16 protein-coding genes are annotated in these 17,346 nt (G+C 67.6%); 10 read left to right on the top strand and 6 right to left on the bottom strand.

Translation table 11 applies throughout. The features are described from left to right. Window positions 1–4: 4 nt before the first annotated feature. From OG225_RS37690 to OG225_RS37675, 4 genes are all read right to left on the bottom strand, one after another. On the bottom strand, window positions 5–1,885 hold the full coding sequence (locus tag OG225_RS37690) for an ABC transporter ATP-binding protein/permease (protein ID WP_405179451.1): 1,881 nt from the start codon (window positions 1,883–1,885) through the stop codon (window positions 5–7). A gap of 3 nt (window positions 1,886–1,888) precedes the next feature. Continuing rightward, window positions 1,889–2,923, bottom strand: a complete 1,035-nt coding sequence (gene cydB, locus OG225_RS37685; RefSeq protein WP_405183498.1) for a cytochrome d ubiquinol oxidase subunit II — start codon at window positions 2,921–2,923, stop codon at window positions 1,889–1,891. Window positions 2,924–2,957: 34 nt separating this feature from the next. Next, entirely contained in the window at window positions 2,958–4,457 is a 1,500-nt protein-coding gene (locus tag OG225_RS37680; RefSeq protein WP_405179450.1) for a cytochrome ubiquinol oxidase subunit I, read from the bottom strand. Between the two features lie 240 nt (window positions 4,458–4,697). After that, entirely contained in the window at window positions 4,698–5,618 is a 921-nt protein-coding gene (locus OG225_RS37675) for an aminodeoxychorismate lyase (RefSeq protein WP_405179449.1), read from the bottom strand. A gap of 282 nt (window positions 5,619–5,900) precedes the next feature. On the opposite strand from OG225_RS37675, the gene OG225_RS37670 reads away from it, so the two are divergent. The 4 genes from OG225_RS37670 to OG225_RS37655 all read left to right on the top strand — a co-directional run bounded on the left by OG225_RS37670 (window position 5,901) and on the right by OG225_RS37655 (window position 9,145). Further along, window positions 5,901–7,016: a YgfZ/GcvT domain-containing protein gene (locus OG225_RS37670; RefSeq protein ID WP_405179448.1), complete on the top strand. Its 1,116-nt coding sequence runs from the start codon at window positions 5,901–5,903 to the stop codon at window positions 7,014–7,016. 81 nt (window positions 7,017–7,097) lie between these two features. After that, complete coding sequence (locus OG225_RS37665) at window positions 7,098–7,808, top strand: MOSC domain-containing protein (protein ID WP_405179447.1); 711 nt, start codon at window positions 7,098–7,100, stop codon at window positions 7,806–7,808. Beyond that, window positions 7,808–8,758, top strand: coding sequence for an asparaginase (locus tag OG225_RS37660; protein WP_405179446.1), 951 nt, complete (start codon window positions 7,808–7,810; stop codon window positions 8,756–8,758). The genes OG225_RS37665 and OG225_RS37660 overlap by 1 nt, the downstream gene beginning before the upstream one ends. A gap of 171 nt (window positions 8,759–8,929) precedes the next feature. Further along, window positions 8,930–9,145, top strand: a complete 216-nt coding sequence (locus tag OG225_RS37655; protein ID WP_109525231.1) for a DUF3073 domain-containing protein — start codon at window positions 8,930–8,932, stop codon at window positions 9,143–9,145. A gap of 259 nt (window positions 9,146–9,404) precedes the next feature. Here the strand turns inward: OG225_RS37655 and purM are convergent, their stop codons facing one another. Further along, window positions 9,405–10,478 (bottom strand): phosphoribosylformylglycinamidine cyclo-ligase, encoded by a 1,074-nt coding sequence (gene purM / locus OG225_RS37650; RefSeq protein ID WP_405179445.1) that lies wholly within the window; start codon window positions 10,476–10,478, stop codon window positions 9,405–9,407. Between the two features lie 237 nt (window positions 10,479–10,715). After that, window positions 10,716–12,335, bottom strand: a complete 1,620-nt coding sequence (purF, locus tag OG225_RS37645) for an amidophosphoribosyltransferase (RefSeq protein WP_405179444.1) — start codon at window positions 12,333–12,335, stop codon at window positions 10,716–10,718. A 217-nt stretch (window positions 12,336–12,552) separates the two neighbouring features. Here purF and OG225_RS37640 point away from each other — a divergent pair, with 217 nt between their 5' ends. The 6 genes from OG225_RS37640 to OG225_RS37615 all read left to right on the top strand — a co-directional run bounded on the left by OG225_RS37640 (window position 12,553) and on the right by OG225_RS37615 (window position 17,336). Then, window positions 12,553–13,818: a YhgE/Pip domain-containing protein gene (locus OG225_RS37640; RefSeq protein WP_405179443.1), complete on the top strand. Its 1,266-nt coding sequence runs from the start codon at window positions 12,553–12,555 to the stop codon at window positions 13,816–13,818. Between the two features lie 48 nt (window positions 13,819–13,866). Beyond that, on the top strand, window positions 13,867–14,103 hold the full coding sequence (locus OG225_RS37635; protein WP_405179442.1) for a hypothetical protein: 237 nt from the start codon (window positions 13,867–13,869) through the stop codon (window positions 14,101–14,103). 86 nt (window positions 14,104–14,189) lie between these two features. After that, window positions 14,190–15,350 carry an ROK family transcriptional regulator gene (locus OG225_RS37630; RefSeq protein WP_405179441.1) on the top strand — a complete coding sequence of 387 codons (1,161 nt, stop codon included), beginning with the start codon at window positions 14,190–14,192 and terminating at the stop codon, window positions 15,348–15,350. Window positions 15,351–15,378: 28 nt separating this feature from the next. Continuing rightward, window positions 15,379–15,789 carry a hypothetical protein gene (locus OG225_RS37625; RefSeq protein WP_405179440.1) on the top strand — a complete coding sequence of 137 codons (411 nt, stop codon included), beginning with the start codon at window positions 15,379–15,381 and terminating at the stop codon, window positions 15,787–15,789. A gap of 531 nt (window positions 15,790–16,320) precedes the next feature. Further along, the gene (locus OG225_RS37620) at window positions 16,321–16,620 is read left to right on the top strand and encodes an ABC transporter permease (RefSeq protein ID WP_405179439.1); all 300 of its coding nucleotides are present in this window, start codon (window positions 16,321–16,323) and stop codon (window positions 16,618–16,620) included. Next, window positions 16,596–17,336, top strand: a complete 741-nt coding sequence (locus OG225_RS37615) for an ABC transporter ATP-binding protein (RefSeq protein ID WP_405179438.1) — start codon at window positions 16,596–16,598, stop codon at window positions 17,334–17,336. The genes OG225_RS37620 and OG225_RS37615 overlap by 25 nt, the downstream gene beginning before the upstream one ends. Window positions 17,337–17,346: the final 10 nt, after the last annotated feature.

Below are 17,346 nucleotides of genomic sequence, written 5' to 3'. Positions count from 1 at the left end.
TCGGTCACGGGGTCACCCCCGCGGCGAAATCGAGTGCCGTCGCCTCGACCCGGACGATATGGTCCGCGGCGGCGAGGACGGAAGGACGGTGACCGACCACGATGACCGTCGCGCCCGCGCATGCCCGGTCGCGCAGTGCGGCGAGAACAGTCGCTTCCGTGTCGGAGTCCAGGTGGGCGGTGGGTTCGTCGAGCAGGAGTACGGCGCGGTCGGCGGCGAGTACCCGGGTCAGGGCCAGACGTTGACGTTGACCGAGGGACAGCCCCAGCCCCCCGGCGCCGACGACGGTGTCCCACCGGTGCGGCAGTTCGTCGAGAACGGCGTCGAATCCGGTGGCGAGGCAGGTGGCTTCGAGATCATCGAGAATTCGGGCGGCACCGTGGGCCGAGGAGTCGGTGACGCGAGCGCCGAAGAGTTCCAGATTCTCGCGCAGGGTGCCGGGGACGAGTACCGGGCGCTGCGGTAACCACGCGACCCGCGCCCACCAGGTGTCCGGGTCGAGGTCCCGCACATCCACGCCGTCGACGGTGACGCGCCCGTGATGCGGCGCGATCAGTCCCAGAAGGGCTTGGATGGCTGTCGATTTCCCGCTGCCGTTCGGCCCGGCCAGGACGGTGACCGCGCCGGGTCGCAACACCGCGGACAGATCGGCGGGCGCGCAACCCTGCCGGGCGCGCACGGACAGATCGGCGATTTCGATGAGCGCGGCCGCGGCGGTCGACCTGGCATCCTCGGTACCTCCGGGCTCGCGATCCACGAGCGATCGCCCCGATTCGGCTGACGGCACAGCCTCGACCGGTCGGGCCGACCGGCGCACGGGAGACTCCGCGCCGTCGTCAGCGAAAGGTTCCAGCGCCGCGAACGCCCGATCGGCCGCCGCCATGCCGTCCTGCGCCGCGTGGAACCGCTCGCCGACCGTGCGCAACGGCAGGTAGACCTCCGGCGCGAGGATCAGCGCGACCAGTCCGGCGTACAGACTCATCCCCCCGTAGACCAGCCGCAGGCCGATGGAGACGGCGATCAGGGCGACGCTGAGCGTGGCGAGCAACTCCAGCACCATCGAGGACAGGAACGCGATGCGCAGGGCGCGCATGGTGCGTAGGCGCAGGGAGTCGCCGAGGGCGTGCACGCGGGGTTCCATGGTCCGGCCGGAGTGGACATTCTCGCCGTCCGATGTCGGCTTTCCGGCGTCGGCGCGCGGAGAATGTCCGGTGGAGCCGGGGGCGGTCTCGCGCCCGAGCGCCCGCAGGGTCGGCATCCCGGCGAACAGGTCGAGCAGCTGCTCCGACAGCCGGGTGGTCGCGGTCAACGTGGCGGCGGCGCGGCCCTGGGTGAGGTAGCCGATGAGGATCATGAAGACCGGGATCAGGGGCAGGGTCACCACGGCTATCGCGCCGGAGATCGGGTCGTGGACGGCGATGACGATCAGCACGATCGGTGGCACCAGGCAGGCGAGCAGCAGGGCGGGCAGGTACCCGGTGAGGTAGGCGCGCAGGCCGCTCAGTCCGGTGCTGACGACCACGGCGAGTTCACCGCGGCGGGTATCGAGTTCGCGCGGTGGGAGTTCGGCTCCCGCCGCGAGGACGGCGGTCTCGAGTTCGGTCACCACGGTCGCGCCCGCCCGGTGCGCCGAGCGCGACTGCCACCAGGTGGCGAGCACCCGAACGGTGATCGCGGCGGCGATGACGACGAATTCGACGCTCCACCCGCCGAGCGAACGCCGCCCCGGATCGGTGATCACTCCGGCGAGCACCCGCGCGAGGGTGACGGCGGTGACGGCGATGCAGCCCGTGATCACCACCGACAACCCGACGCTCAGCGCCAGATACGGGCGCGCCGAGCGGGCGTACTTCCACAGGCGGGGGTCGACGGGTGGACGCGCCATGGCCTAACCGTCCGCGCCCCGCCCCAGCGGCAGGCCGATGGGGGCCGGGATCTGTTCGACGGTGATGCGTTTGCGGAACACCCAGTACGTCCAGCCCTGATAGCCCAGCACCACCGGGGTGACGATGACCGCCGCCCAGCTCATCACCTTCAGGGTGTAGGGCGTCGACGACGCGTTGTCGACGGTGAGGCTGAAGGCGTCGCTGATGGTGGAGGGCAGCACGTTCGGGAACAGCGAGCCGAACAGCAGGACGGTGGCGGCGGCGATGGTGACGGTGGTGCCGGTGAACGCCCAGCCGTCGCGTCCGGCGAGCACCGAGAACGCGGCGATGACGAGCCCGATGACGGCCGCCGCCAACGGAATCCAGGTCCAGCCGGTGCCGTGCGCGAGTTGGGTCCAGATGCCGAAGGCGGCGACGACCACCGCGGTCGGCACCAGCAGCAGACGCGCGATCCGCAGCGAATCGGCGCGCACCTCGCCGCCGGTCTTGAGGTTGATGAAGATCGCCCCGTGCAGCGCGAACAGCAGTCCGGTGGTCAGGCCGCCGAGCAGCGCGTAGGGACCGAACAGGTCACCGACCGATCCGCCGATGTTCTTGTCCGCTTCCAGCGGCACCCCGTGCACCACATTGCCGAAGATCCAGCCCCACGCCAATGCCGGTACCCAGGAACCGATTCCGATGCCGGCGTCGCACCAGCCGCGCCAGCGCGGGTCGTCGATCTTGCTGCGGTATTCGATGGCGCAGACCCGCACGATCAGGGCGACGAGCACGAGTAGCAGTGCGAGGTAGAAGCCGGAGAACAGGCTCGCGTACCACTCGGGGAAGGCCGCGAACATCGCTCCGCCCGCGGTGAGCAACCACACTTCGTTGCCGTCCCACACCGGTCCGATGGTGTTGAGGACCACGCGCCGCCTGGCGTCGCTGCCCTTCCCGAGGACGGGCATGAGCATGCCGACGCCGAAGTCGAAACCCTCCAGCACGAAGTAGCCGGTGAACAACACGCCGATCAGCAGAAACCAGAACTCTTGCAGATTCATCATCGACTCCTAGGACGATGGCCGGGGGTCGGCATCAGTAGGCGAACGAAAGCTGTTCGACGGCAGGTTCTTCCGCGCGATGTCGGCCGGGAGTGTCGTCGGGGTCGTCGGGTCCGCCGGGTGGGGCGGCACTCGACGCTTCTTCCGGACCCGCGATCACGTAGCGGCGCATGAGGTAGAACCACACCACCGCGAGCGCGCCGTAGAGCAGCGTGAAAACCACCAGCGAGGTGATGACGGTGCCCGACGCGTGATCGGAGACGCCGTCCTGCACCATCAGCCGCAGATTCTGGTCGCCGGTCGGATTCGGGACGACCACCCAGGGCTGACGGCCCATCTCGGTGAAGACCCAGCCCGCGCTGTTGGCCAGGAACGGCGTCGGGATGGCGATCAGGCACAGCCACGAGTACCAGCGTTTATCGGTGATCCGCCCACCCCTCGTCAGCCACATGCCGACCAGCCACAGCAGGATCGCGCCCGCGGACAGCCCGATCATGGCGCGGAACGACCAGTAGGTGACGAACAGATTCGGCCGATAGTCGCCTGGCCCGAATTTCTCGACGTAGGCCTGCTGGAGATCCTGGACACCCTCGAGGGTGACGCCGCTGAATTTCCCTTCGGCGAGATAGGGCAGTACATACGGGACTTCGATGACGTGGGTGACGCTGTCGCAGTTGTTGTGCGTGCCCACCGTCAGTACGGAGAAATCCGGATTGGTCGCGGTGTGGCACAACGATTCCGCCGACGCCATCTTCATCGGCTGCTGTTCGAACATCAGCTTGCCCTGGATATCGCCGGTGAAGAACAGCGCGACACCCGACACCACGATCACCCACATACCGACGCGCCCGCCCGAACGCCACATCGTGCGCGCCTCGGCGATACGCGTCCCGTCGCCGCTGCGCGCGTTGCGCACCATCCACCAACCGGCGATGCCCGCCACGAAGGTGCCCGCGGTGAGGAACGCTCCCGCGACGACGTGGGGGAACGCCGCGAGGGTGGTGTTGTTGGTGAGAACTTCCCAGATGCTGGTGAGTTCGGCGCGTCCGCGTTCCGGGTTGTACCGCGCGCCGACCGGATGCTGCATGAACGAGTTGGCGGCGACGATGAAATAGGCCGAGGCGTTGACGCCGATCGCGACCATCCAGATGGCCGCCAGGTGCAGCAGTTTCGGCAGCCGGGTCCACCCGAATATCCACAGGCCGAGGAAGGTCGATTCGAGGAAGAAGGCGACGAGGGCCTCCAGCGCCAGCGGTGCGCCGAAGACGTCGCCGACGAAGCGGGAGTATTCGCTCCAGTTCATCCCGAACTGGAATTCCTGCACGATGCCCGTCGCGACGCCGAGGGCGAAATTGATCAGGAAGAGTTTGCCGAAGAATTTGGTCAGCCGGTACCAGTAATCATTGCCGGTGACGACCCACGCGGTCTGCATGGCCGCGACCAACGGCGCGAGCCCGATGGTGAGGGGAACCAGGATGAAGTGATACACGGTGGTGATGCCGAATTGCCACCGCGAGAGGTCGAGGACGCTCATGCGCCTGCCTCGCTGTCACTCGGATCGAGCACAGGTGTCGGACGTGGGCACATTCGCTGATTGCGTTCGCTCATACGACCCTCCCGGCGATCTACGACATGACGTAGTAATCATAGGCCGGAGGAATGATGCCGCAACGTGGTTCAACTCACGACACGCCACCGATCGACCGTGTCGCCGCCCACACCGTGCGTAAGCCCCGTTCCAGGTGCCGAACCGGGGCTCGCCCGCACCTCGGGTTCACCAATCGCCGATGGCGCCCGCGCGCTCGACCGACCTGTCCACCAGTTCGATGATCTCCTGCGCGTTGTCCGGCGCCATCATCCGCAGCCCGTCGAGCGAGTTGACCCGCGCCGCCAGGGTGATACTCGACAGCATCCAGATGCTGTCGCAGGTGAGCAGATCGGCGGTGAACAACTGGCTGTATTTGCATTCCCACCCCGCCCGCTCCGCTTCGATGTACAGCGCGCGCTGGGTGACGCCCGGCAGCACGCCGTTCTTGGCGGGCGGGGTGATCAGGGTCTTGTCCCGCGCGATCACCACCGTCGAACGCGGACCTTCGAGCACCCGGTTCTCGGTGCTGGTGAAGATCACGTCGTCGGCGCCCATGCGGTGCGCGAAACGCAGCGCGGCCATATTCGTCGCGTAGGACAGGGTTTTCGCGCCGAGCAACTGCCACGGCGCGGCCTGGGCGAGATCGATCGAGATGCCGCGCGACAGGCTGACGACCTTGACCCCATCGGTCCTGGCCTGCTCCACCCGTTCCGGTACCGGAAGGACGAGCACGTAGGAGGTGGGGACGGGCACCGCCGCGGCGAGATCCCCGGAGGTGACGCTGGAGCGCCCGCCGAAGAATTCGGTGTCACGACCGCGCGTGAGCACCAGTCGCATCATGCCCTCGCGATCGGAGCCCCACTCCTTGGCCGCGATCTCCACCGCCTCGCGCCAACGGCCGAGTTCGGGTTCGGGTAGGTCCAGCGCCTGGACCGAACGGCGCAGTCTTCCGAGGTGGAATTCGATCGCGCAGGCCGACCCGCCGCGCACCAGCACTGTCTCGAAAACGCCATCGCCGCGCAGCACCCCGATGTCGTCGGCAAACAGTAACGGCGCGTCCGCATCTCGGACCACGCCGTCGAGTGTTACAAGAACCCGATCTACCATGCGATGAGCGTAGGCCAGTGAGGCTCCCCACGTCTTCAAGCGGGACGCAGTCATCCGGTTATTCGCCCGGCGCGCGGCGTTTCGATCCCCAGATGTCCCTGGCGTCACCCTGATCACACGAAATCCACGGGCGGCGTGGCTGATACGCGCCGAGCGTCACGGGGACCACGCGACACTCGCGATATCCCGAATACCTCGGTGAGCTGCCGCCGTGTCGTTTGCTCACCGGATGCGGGAGGGTCTTCTCAGCGGACCGATCCGCGGACGCCTACAGTGGTTGATGTGTCGGTGGATGTCGTGCCCAGCCCCATCCTTTCCGTCTCGGGCGCTGTCCCGGGTACGCCCGGTTCGCCCGATGCCGCGGTCGCGTGGCATTACGGTGATCCGTTCGGGGAGCAGAAGGCCGCCGCCGAGCGGGTCGCGATCGTGGACCGGTCGCATCGCTTCGTCCTGAACATCACCGGCGCCGAACGGCTCAGCTGGTTGCACACCATCACCAGCCAGCACGTCGCGAATCTCGCCGACCGGCAGTCCGCGGAGAATCTCGATCTCGATCTCAACGGCCGGGTACTGCACCATTTCGTACTCACCGATCTCGACGCGACGGTGTGGATCGACACCGAGGCCGACCGCGGCCCCGAACTGCTGTCCTTCCTGAGCAAGATGGTCTTCTGGGCCGACGCGAAACCGGCCGAGGCGAGCGGTTACGCGGTGCTGAGCCTGCTCGGCCCCCGGGTGACGGCGCTGACCGAAACGCTCGGCCTGGACGAACTGCCCGGCGTCTACGAGGCCGTGCCGCTCGAGGGCGGCGGCTTCCTGCGCCGGATGCCGTGGCCGAGCGCCGACTCCTTCGATCTGATCGTCCCGCGCGAACGGCTCGCTGCCTGGTGGTCGCGGCTGACCGACGCGGGCGCCGAACCTGCGGGCATGTGGGCCTTCGAGGCGCTGCGCGTCGCGGCCGTTCGGCCCAGGATCGGCCTCGACACCGACGAACGCACCATTCCGCACGAGGCGCGCTGGATCGGCGGCGTCACCGAATTCGGCGCGGTCCACTTGGACAAGGGCTGTTATCGAGGCCAGGAGACGGTGGCCCGGGTGCACAACCTCGGCAAACCACCGCGCAACCTCGTACTCCTGCACCTGGACGGTTCGGCGGACGAGCGCCCGGCCGTCGGCGACGACGTCACCGCGGGCGGCAGGACCATCGGCCGGGTCGGCACCGTCATCGACCACTACGAATTCGGTCCGATCGCCTTGGCCCTGGTCAAGCGGAGCATTCCCGCCGACACCCCGCTCACGGCGGGTTCGGCGGCCGCGGCCATCGATCCGGATTCGGTACCCGACGACGACGCCCCGCAGGCGGGCAGACTCGCCATCGACCGGCTACGTGGGCGATGAACCCCCCGGTGCGCCGCGACAGTGGCGCTGAGGGGGCCCGGCGTCCCCTTCAGCGATCGTGTGACGAGAGGGTCCGGGCCGATGTCCGATGAAATCCCCCGCGTGCTGGCGGTGTGCACCGTGCACGCCGAACTCGAGATGCCGACCAGGATCGGCCGGACCGCGATCGACAAACGCCCGCGACCGGGCCGGGTCGAGGTGCGCGCGCTCGGGCTCGAAGGCGATCACGTCTGCGACACCGAACATCACGGCGGCCCGAACCAGGCGGTGTACGCCTACGCCGAACAGGACGCGCGACGCTGGGGCGAGGAACTCGGACGTGAACTGCCCGCGGGCTGGTTCGGCGAGAACCTGCGCATCGACGGGCTCGCGGTCAGCGACGCGGTACTCGGCGCGCGCTGGGCGATCGGCGAAACCCTGCTCGAGGTCAGCGCGCCGCGCGTTCCGTGCGCCACCTTCGGGCACTGGTCCGGCGAGGAGCACTGGGTCAAACGGTTCACCCTGCGCAGCGACACCGGGGCCTACCTCCGGGTTTTGCGCAAGGGGACGATCGGCGCCGACGATCCGGTGGTCGTCGTCCACACCCCGCGACACGGCATCACCGTCCGCGACCTGTTCAACGGCACGGATATGGACCTGCTCGCCACCCTGTCCGCCGAGGAGCCGACGATCTCCGACGACGTGCGGATGCAGATCGAACGCCACGCCCGCCGGCACGCGAACGCCGAACGCGCGCGGGCTCAGCGCGCCGAGCGGGAGCACGCCGGGCACGCGACGACGGGAGCGAGCTGATGGGCGTCGAACTCGTCGAGGTGGTCCGCTCCGGATTCCGGGAATGCGTGCACAGCGGTTCGGTGATCGTCCTCGACACCGAGGGCGAGCCGACGCACGCGCTCGGCGAGGTGCACGTGCCGATCTTCCCCCGCTCGACCAATAAACCGATGCAGGCGGTCGCGCTGTTGCGCAACGGTTTCGACCCGGTCGACGACGCGGAACTGGCGATCGCGACGGCCTCGCATTTCGGCGAGACCGACCACATCGACCTGGTGCGGCGACTGCTCGACCGGTACGGATTCGACGAGTCGGCCCTGGAATGCCCGCCCGACTATCCGTTCGAGGAGCGGGCCCGCGCCGAGGCCATGGCCGGACCACCGCGACCGATTTTCATGAACTGCTCGGGCAAACACGCCGCCATGCTCGCCACCTGCGCGATCAACGGCTGGCCCACCACCGGCTACCTCGAAGACAAACATCCGCTCCAGCAGGCGGTGATCGACACCGTCGTCGACCTGACCGGCGAACCCGAGACCGATCTCGGCATCGACGGGTGCGGGCTTCCGATCATCCCGGTATCCCTGGTGAACCTGGCCCGGGCCTTCGCCGCGATGGCCACCGCCGACCCCGGATCGCCGCAACGGCGCGTCGCCGAGGCGATCCGGGCGAATCCCCGAGTGATTTCGGGCACCAACGGACCGGATTTGCTGGCCATGCGCGCGACGCCGGAACTGTTCTGCAAGATCGGCGCGGACGGCGTGCACGCGGGCGCGCTCCCGGACGGAAGGGCCTTCGCGTACAAGATCGATGACGGTCACGATCGGGCCCGAATGCCCCTGACGCTGGCGATTCTGCATCGGATGGGAATCGAGTGGACCGATGAGCACGCCGTTCTGGCGGCCACCGCGGTACTCGGCGGCGGGGCGAGAGTCGGGGTGATCCGGGCCATTCCCGGCGTCATCGAGTAGCGCGCGCAACGGCGACAACCTGGCAAACGACGGCCGATCCGGAGTTCTTCGCCCACTCCTGGAAGCGCGACCGCCTGACACACGCTAAAGTGTCTGTCAGGAAGAGTATTAATTCGAACGGGGCCGCCAACAAACCCCAGGCCGCCCCGCAGTGACGCGAGGGGGTCAGCCATGGGCCGTGGCCGGGCTAAGGCAAAGCAGACCAAGGTCGCACGCGAGCTGAAGTACAGCTCTGCGCCGACCGACTTCCAGAGCCTTCAGCGCGAGCTTTCGGGTAGCCCTACCTCCCCGTTGAGTGGTGGTCGGGTCCTGTCCGATGAGCACGATGCTGACGCGTCCTCCTCCCGTTGGGAAGAGGACGACGATCACGACGACTGGCGCCGCTGACTCGGATTCACGTCTGAAGGGGGAGGCCGGCGGGCCTCCCCCTTCAGACGTTGACACCGTTCAGGCGGACGATCGTCGATAGGCTTGCTGTAACGACATCGGTGTCCCGCACAATGCGGGACGCGGATGCCGATATTGCCGTCTCCATATGGGGGACAACGGATTCTGGCCGGTCCGAGCAACGTAGAGAACCCCGTGGGTAGCACCCACGGGGTTCTTTCGCGCTCTGTGTGCCCCGCCGCGCGGGCGGGGACTCCGCTCAGAAGCGGGGGTGCTCACCCACCAGGACCGCGCGCGCGGCGTCGGCTACCTTGGCCTTCTTGACCGAGCCGAGGGTCCAGCATTCGATATGCCGCGCGGTCAGTACCGCGAGGGCGCGATCCACGTCCTCGGGTGCGACGACGGCGACCATGCCGACGCCCATGTTGAAGGTCTTCTCCATCTCGCTGCGGTCCACCCGGCCGCGCTGGGCGATCAACTTGAAGACCGGAGCCGGATTCCAGGTGCCGCGATCCAGTTCGGCGAACAGACCCACGGGCAGGACCCGGCTCAGGTTCGCGGCCAGGCCGCCGCCGGTGACGTGGGAGAAGGTGCGCACATCGGTCTCGGCGATCAGCGCCAGGCAGTCCTTGGCGTAGATCCGCGTCGGCTCGAGCAGTTCCTCACCGAGGGTGCGGCCGAATTCCTCGACGTGCCCGGTCAGCGACATCCGGTCGATGTCGAGCAGTACCTTGCGCGCCAGGCTGTAGCCGTTGGAGTGCAGACCCGAGGACCCCATGGCGATGACGACGTCGCCGGGGCGCACGCGGTCCGGGCCGAGGACCGAATCGGCCTCGACCACGCCGACGCCGGTCGCGGACAGGTCGTAGTCGTCGGGGTCCATCAGGCCGGGATGTTCGGCGGTCTCGCCGCCGAGCAGAGCGCAACCGGCCTTGACACAACCCTCGGCGATGCCCGAGACCAGTTCGGCGACCTTCTCCGGAACGACCTTGCCGATCGCGATGTAGTCCTGGAGGAACAGCGGTTCGGCGCCGCAGACGACCAGATCGTCGACGACCATGGCGACCAGATCGAGCCCGACCGTGTCGTGCTTGTCCATCGCCTGCGCGACGGCGATCTTGGTACCGACACCGTCGGTGGAGGCGGCGAGCAGCGGCTCGCGGTAACCGCCCTTGAGGGCGAACAATCCGGCGAATCCGCCAAGCCCGCCCTGCACCTCGGGACGGGTGGCCTTCTTCGCCAATGGTCCGAACAACTCGACTGCGCGGTCACCGGCCTCGATGTCCACGCCTGCCGCGGCGTAGGAGGCGCCGCTTGGTGTCTGTTCAGTCATTTTCGGGGAAAGCTCCAAACCGAATCGGCGGATAGATGCCTGCTCACGCTACCGGAGCCGGATAACGACTCCCCCGCCTCCCCGCGAGCGAGGATCCTGCGTGAGAGCCGCGCCACGGTGCGCGCGACCAGGAAATCATTGTGCCAGTCCGGCACCGAACCATGGGCCGGTCCGGCCACCCGGGCCGGTTCCGAGTTGCCCCCGTTCAGGGGCGGTTCGGTGCGGGGACAGCTCGACTCAGGGGCGGCTCAGCGCACTCGCGTTCGCGTTCTCGCTCAGCAGCATGGCTTCGGACTGCCCGGTGAGCACACCTTCGAGCACATTCTTTCCGATGGCGGCCTCGGCGGGCAGCGCGATCGGGTAGTCACCGTCGAAACACGCGCAGCACAGGCGCGAGCGCGGCTGTTCGGTCGCGGCGATCATGCCCTCGGTGGAGATGTAGCCGAGGGTGTCGGCGCCGATGGAGCGACGGACACCTTCGATCATGTCGTCGTAGCTGTCGTGCGTGCCCGCGCCGTTGGCGATCAGCTCCGCCCGCGAGGCGAAGTCGATGCCGTAGAAACACGGCCACTTGACCGGCGGTGAGGCGATGCGCACGTGGATCTCCAGCGCCCCCGATTCCCGCAGCATCCTGATGAGCGCGCGCTGGGTGTTGCCGCGAACGATGGAATCGTCGACGACGATGAGACGCTTGCCTCGGATCACCTCGCGCAGCGGATTGAGCTTGAGCCGGATACCGAGCTGACGGATGGTCTGACTCGGCTGGATGAAGGTGCGCCCGACGTAGGCGTTCTTCATCAGCCCCTGCCCGTACGGCACACCGGAACCCTGCGCGTAACCGACCGCGGCCGGGGTGCCGGATTCCGGAACCGGGATCACCAGATCGGCTTCCACCGGATGTTCCTTGGCGAGGCGGCGGCCGATCTCCACGCGGGTGGAATGCACCGAACGGCCCGCGATTGTGGTGTCGGGCCTGGCCAGGTAGACGTATTCGAAGACGCAGCCCTTGGGTTCGGGATTGGCGAAACGCATGGATCGCACACCCTCGGCGTCGATCGCCAGGAGTTCGCCCGGCTCGATCTCACGGACGAAGGCGGCGCCGACGATATCGAGGGCGGCGGTCTCGCTGGCAACGACCCAGCCACGGTCCAGGCGGCCCAGACACAGCGGTCGCACACCGTGCGGATCGCGCGCGGCGTAGAGGGTGTGCTCGTCCATGAAGGTCAGGCAGAAGGCGCCCTTCAGCGTCGGCAACAGTTCCATGGCGGCCTGCTCGATGCTGGAATCGGCCGCGGCGTGCGCGAGCAGCGCCGTCACCACATCGGAGTCGGAGGTGGCGGCTGCGGGCTGCGCACGGCCGCCCTTGACGGCCTGGCCGAGTCCGAGTTCCCGTGCGCGACCTGCCAATTCGGCGGTGTTCACGAGATTTCCGTTGTGGCCCAGCGCCAGTCCGGAACCGACGGCGGTGGTGCGGAAGATCGGCTGCGCGTTCTCCCAGGTCACCCCACCGGTGGTGGAGTAGCGGCAGTGGCCGACGGCGATATGACCCGGCATCGCGGCCAGCGTCTGCTCATCGAAGACCTGGCTGACCAGGCCCAAATCCTTGAAGACGAGAATCTGCGAACCGTCGGAGACAGCGATCCCCGCCGCCTCCTGTCCGCGGTGTTGCAGCGCGTAGAGGCCGTAGTAGGTGAGCTTGGCCACATCCTCGCTGGGCGCCCACACTCCGAAGACGCCACACTCCTCGCGTGGCTCGTTCTCATCGATATCCACCGGCGAGGAATTCACAGGCGTAGCGGAAATCGGAGGGGTTGAGGTTGGACACTCGCTGTCGACCGGCATGTCGGCGTTGGTCACCGTTTGCTCCCTGTTCGGGCGGGCTGGGGGCAATTGTCATTCTACGGGTGAAAGTGAATCGGCGATGACCGCCGTCTACTTCGGGTAGCAATCGACCGGCGACGCTGCCCCGATACCGACCTCTCGACTGTTACCGTCCGAGACCGTGACTACTACCGGGTGTGGCAGCACTACGGGGGGCGCGGCGACGCGATCGGGGCCGCGGTTCTGGCTCCGGATGACCCTTGCTCCGGTGATAGTTCTCACCCTGCTGACGACGCTGCTCGGCACCATGTACCTGGCCTACGTCGTCGACCCGGAAGAGAATCTGCACGATTTCCCCATCGCGCTGGTGAACCAGGACGTCGGCGATACCCTCGGCGCCCCGGGCCAGGAACAGCGCGTCGATCTCGGCAAACAGGTGGCCGACGGAATCGAGCGGTCCGTCCCGAAGGACGAGATCGACCTGCGTGTGCTCGGCATCAGCGAAGCCGAACGGCAGATGCAGTCCGGCAAGGTGTACGGCGCGATCATCATCCCGAGCGATTTCTCCAAGCGGCTCGGCATCCTCGGCGTCGCCAGCGTGGTGCCAGGTGATATCGAGCGCCCGATCATCACGTTGCAGACCAATCCGCGTACCGGCGCCTTCGCCACCTCGATCGTCGGCCGGATCGGGGCGCAGGTGTTCCCCCGGGTGAACGACGAGGTCGGCAAACAGTTGACCGATCAGGTCAGGGCCCAGCTGCGAGCCCAGCCCGGTGGCTCGACCACGGAACCGACCGGTGCGACCGTGCTGACGTTGCAGAGCCCGATACAACTCGTGGTCGAGGAGTACCGGCCGCTGCCGAGCGGCACCGGCGAGGGCCTGACGGCCTTCTTCTACGCGCTGTTACTGCTCCTGGTCGGCGTGATCGGTTCGATGACCATCCACACCATGGTCGACGCCGCGCTCGGCTTCGTGCCGACCGAATACGGCCCGTGGTTCGTGCACTATCCGCCGACGCCGATCTCCCGGTTCACCACCCTGCTCGTCAAGTGGGGTGTGCTCGTCGTGGTGGCGAATATCGTCTCGGGGATCTTCATGCTCATCGCGCATCTGCTCGGCATGCCGATCGAGAATCCGCTCGCGCTGTTCCTCTACGGGGCGTTCGCCATCATCGCGGTCGGGATCACCGGATTGTCGATCCTCGCCGCGATCGGGTCGGCGGGCCTGCTGGTGAACCTGATCCTGTTCGTCATCCTCGGCCTGCCCTCTTCCGGCGGCACCGTCCCGATCGAGGCGACCCCGAAGTATTTCGGCTGGTTGTCCAATTTCGAACCGATGCACCAGGTGTTCCTCGGCATCCGCGCCATCTTCTATTTCGGCGCCGATTTCGAGGCCGGACTCGGCCGCGCGGTGACGATGACCGGACTCGGCCTCGCCGTCGGTCTGGTACTCGGCGCGACGATCTCACGTTACTACGATTCCAAGGGCCTACAGCGCGGTTCCACCGTGCACGCCTGACCCGCGTATCAGGATCGGCCCGGCCGGTCCGGAACCCAGGAGTGAGTTGTGAATTCGTGGATCGAACGCGCGCGGCAACTATCGGACGAGGTGCTCATGGCGAGGGACGAGGCGGACCCGCACGCGCTGATCAGCGTGCTGGTCCCCGCGCAGGAGAGTTCCGCGCTCTCCGCGACACCGATGATCCTGTCCGCGGTCGACGCGAGCCGGACCGCGCCTTCCGGGCCTTCCGGGCCTTCCGGGCCTTCCCGGCATTCCCGCCGTGCGCGCTCCGACCATCCTTGAGATCACGCTGCGCTGAAGGGTTCGCACGCTGCGCTTCGCTCCGTACCGTGGCGTGGCGTGGCGGCGGCGGTGAAGAGGTGACGGCGATGGTCGACAGCAGCGCGGGGGCGATACTTCGGACGGTGCTCGAATCGGGGCAGGTGCCGCGCAGTGTGATCGCGACGCGCGCGGGACTCTCCCCCGCGACGGTCACCTGGCAGACGCGCGCGCTGGTGGAGGCGGGTCTGCTCACCGAACTGCCCGAGACGACCCGCAGCCAGGGAATCGGCAGGCCGTATTCACCGCTCGCGCTCGACGCGGGCAATGTGGTGCTCGCGGTGCATATCGCCGCGGCCAGAACCACCGTCGCGGTGGTCGACATCACGGGCGAACTGCGGTCCACCGTCAAGGTGCCGCACCGGACCAGCGCGCCCTACGACATCCTCGACGACGCCGCCGCCGAGATCGCCCGCGTGCGCGCCGAGACCGACGGGCGGGTGCTCGGCCTCGGTGTGGCGATCGGCGGCCGGGTCGATCGGGGCGGCGGCGCGGTGATCGACCATTCGTCGCTGCGCTGGCACGACGTACCGGTACGCCGCTACCTGGCCGCCCGCACCGGTCTGCCGACCGAATTGGACAGCCACACCAGGGCGTTGATGCGCGCCGAGCAGTTGTACGGGCGATTGCGCGGCACCGAGAGTTCGGTGGTGCTGTTCGTCGGCAATGTCGTGGACACGGCGTTCGCGGTCGGCGGGCAGGTGCATTACGGACCGAATTCGGCGGCCGGATCCATCACCCGCATACTCGGCATCGACGGCACGCGCCCCCGCGAGAGCGGCGAGACCGCGACGGTCGAGCGCTACTCCGATCACGGTCTGCTCCGGCGCGCGCTCGCGTGTCTGCCCGCCGCCGAAACCGCCGCCGCCGAGACCATTCCGGACCTCATCGAGGCCGCACGCCGCCCCGGCGTCGCACGCGATCTCTTCCTGGAGCGGGCCGCCGCGATGGGCCGGGTCGCCGCGACGCTGATCGACTTGCTCGACCCCGAGGCGGTCGTGATCGTGGACCGCGGTTACGGCCGGGTCGACGGCGTCGAGGCGACCTATCTGCGCACGGTCGGCGAGTATTCGGCGCTGTGTCCTGATCCGGCAGGCGTAGTCGGCTGCTCGTCGTTCATGGGCCGGGTGCTGGAGATGGCGGGAGCCGCCGTTGCGTTGCACGGCGTCTTCCGGACGCCGCTGTCGGTCCACGAGCGGAAGGCCGTTTGATTCAGGGTTATTTTAATACGAACGAATATTGACCGGCATCGTGCGCTCCGGGACAGTTCTTCTATGGCGGAAATGCACGTATCGGGCGGCCGTATCGAATTCTCGGGTCATTGTCGTCGGTAAGCCGGACCACACCGACACGGCGCGCGGCGAAGTATGGGCGTGGGAACATCCGGAGGAATGGATTCAGGCCTATTACGTGCGCGATCAGCAGGTGAGCGCCGACGACGGCCGTCGCATTCGCGAGACAACGGACCGCCCCTATTTCCCGGACGACTGGAACGCCGCCATCACCTGGGAACAGGGAACAGTCGACCTGGTGACCGAATCCGGATATTTCGAAAATTCCTTCGACGCCGATGAATCGTTCGACCGACGCTTCGAGAAAGTCGCCGCCGAATCGGTGACCGCTCCGTATCGGACCCAGGAGGCGCAATGACCATCACCCTGACCCGCCCCGCCGTCACCGACGGCTTCGTCGAACGCCGACCGCTGCGCAGACTCGGACTGCGTGAACCGGTGCCGTTCGCCCGTCTGCTCGGCGTCGCGGTGATCCTCGGCGCCTGGGTGGCAGGCACGCATTTCGGCCTGATCGATGAACGTAAACTGTCCGCACCGTGGGATGTCGTCGCCACCGGCTGGGATCTGCTGGTCAACGGCGCGCTGCTGGAGAATATCGCCGCCTCGCCGCAACGGGCGGGCATCGGCCTCGGCATCGGTATCGCCGTCGGCACCGGACTCGCGCTCGTCGCCGGACTCTCACGGACGGGCGAGGCCCTCGTCGACGGACCGGTCCAGGTCAAACGCGCCATTCCGACCCTCGGCCTGATTCCGCTGATGATCCTGTGGCTCGGCATCGGCGAATCGTTCAAGATCGTGCTCATCACCCTGGGCGTCATCGTGACGATGTACATCCAGACCCACGCCTCGCTCACCACCATCGACCAGCGTTTCGCTGGAACTGTCCGAGGTGCAGGGAGTGTCGCGCGGCACCTTCGTACGACGTGTCGTCATCCCCGGATCACTGCCCGGATTCTTTCTCGGACTTCGCCTTTCGGTGACCGGGGCATGGCTGGCGCTGATCGTGGTCGAATCGGTGAACGCCATCGACGGCCTCGGCAAGATGATGAGCAACGCCCAGAACTACGGGCAGGCCGATGTCATCCTGGTCGGCCTGGCCGTCTACGGCACCTTCGGATTGCTGTCGGACGCGGGGATCCGCCTGCTCGAGCGGGAGGTGCTGTCGTGGCGACGGACCATCGCGGGGTGAGCGCGGAGCCCGGGTTCGGCGTGCGGGTGCGGAACCTGAACCGTGGCTTCGGCGACCGCACCGTACTCGAGGACCTGACCTTGCAGATCCCGGCCGGACAGTTCGTCGCCCTGCTCGGACGCAGCGGTTCCGGTAAGAGCACGCTGCTGCGCGTGCTGGCCGGACTCGACTACGACGTGCAGGGTTCCGGACAGCTGAGCGTTCCGGCGAAAACCGCCGTGGTGTTCCAGGATTCGCTTCTGCTGCCCTGGCAGCGCGTGCTGGCGAACGTGCTCTACGGTCAGCCGCGCTCCCAGCGCGCAGCCGCGGTGCGCACACTCACCGAAGTGGGGCTCGCCGGACGAGAACGGGCGTGGCCCAACGAACTCTCCGGCGGTGAGCAACAACGGGTCTCGCTGGCCCGCGCACTGGTCGGCGAACCGGATCTGCTGCTCGCCGACGAACCCTTCGGCGCGCTGGACGCCCTCACCCGCATCAAGATGCACGAACTGCTGCGCGAACTCGTCCGGCGGCACACGCCGACGGTGTTGCTGGTCACCCACGACGTCGACGAGGCGATCACCCTGGCCGAACGGGTGCTCGTGCTGGACGAGGGCCGCATCTCGGTCGACCTCCCGGTCGACCTGTCCGGCAGACGCGATCCGAGCCTGCCGGAATTCCAGCGCATTCGCCGCACACTGCTCACTTCGCTGGGCGTCGCCCCGGCAGCCGCGTGAAAGGAACCGA

This window comes from Nocardia sp. NBC_01377 (assembly GCF_045040005.1).
In the GTDB taxonomy this organism is placed as follows: domain Bacteria; phylum Actinomycetota; class Actinomycetes; order Mycobacteriales; family Mycobacteriaceae; genus Nocardia; species Nocardia noduli.
This window is presented reverse-complemented; position numbering and strand designations above follow the sequence as displayed.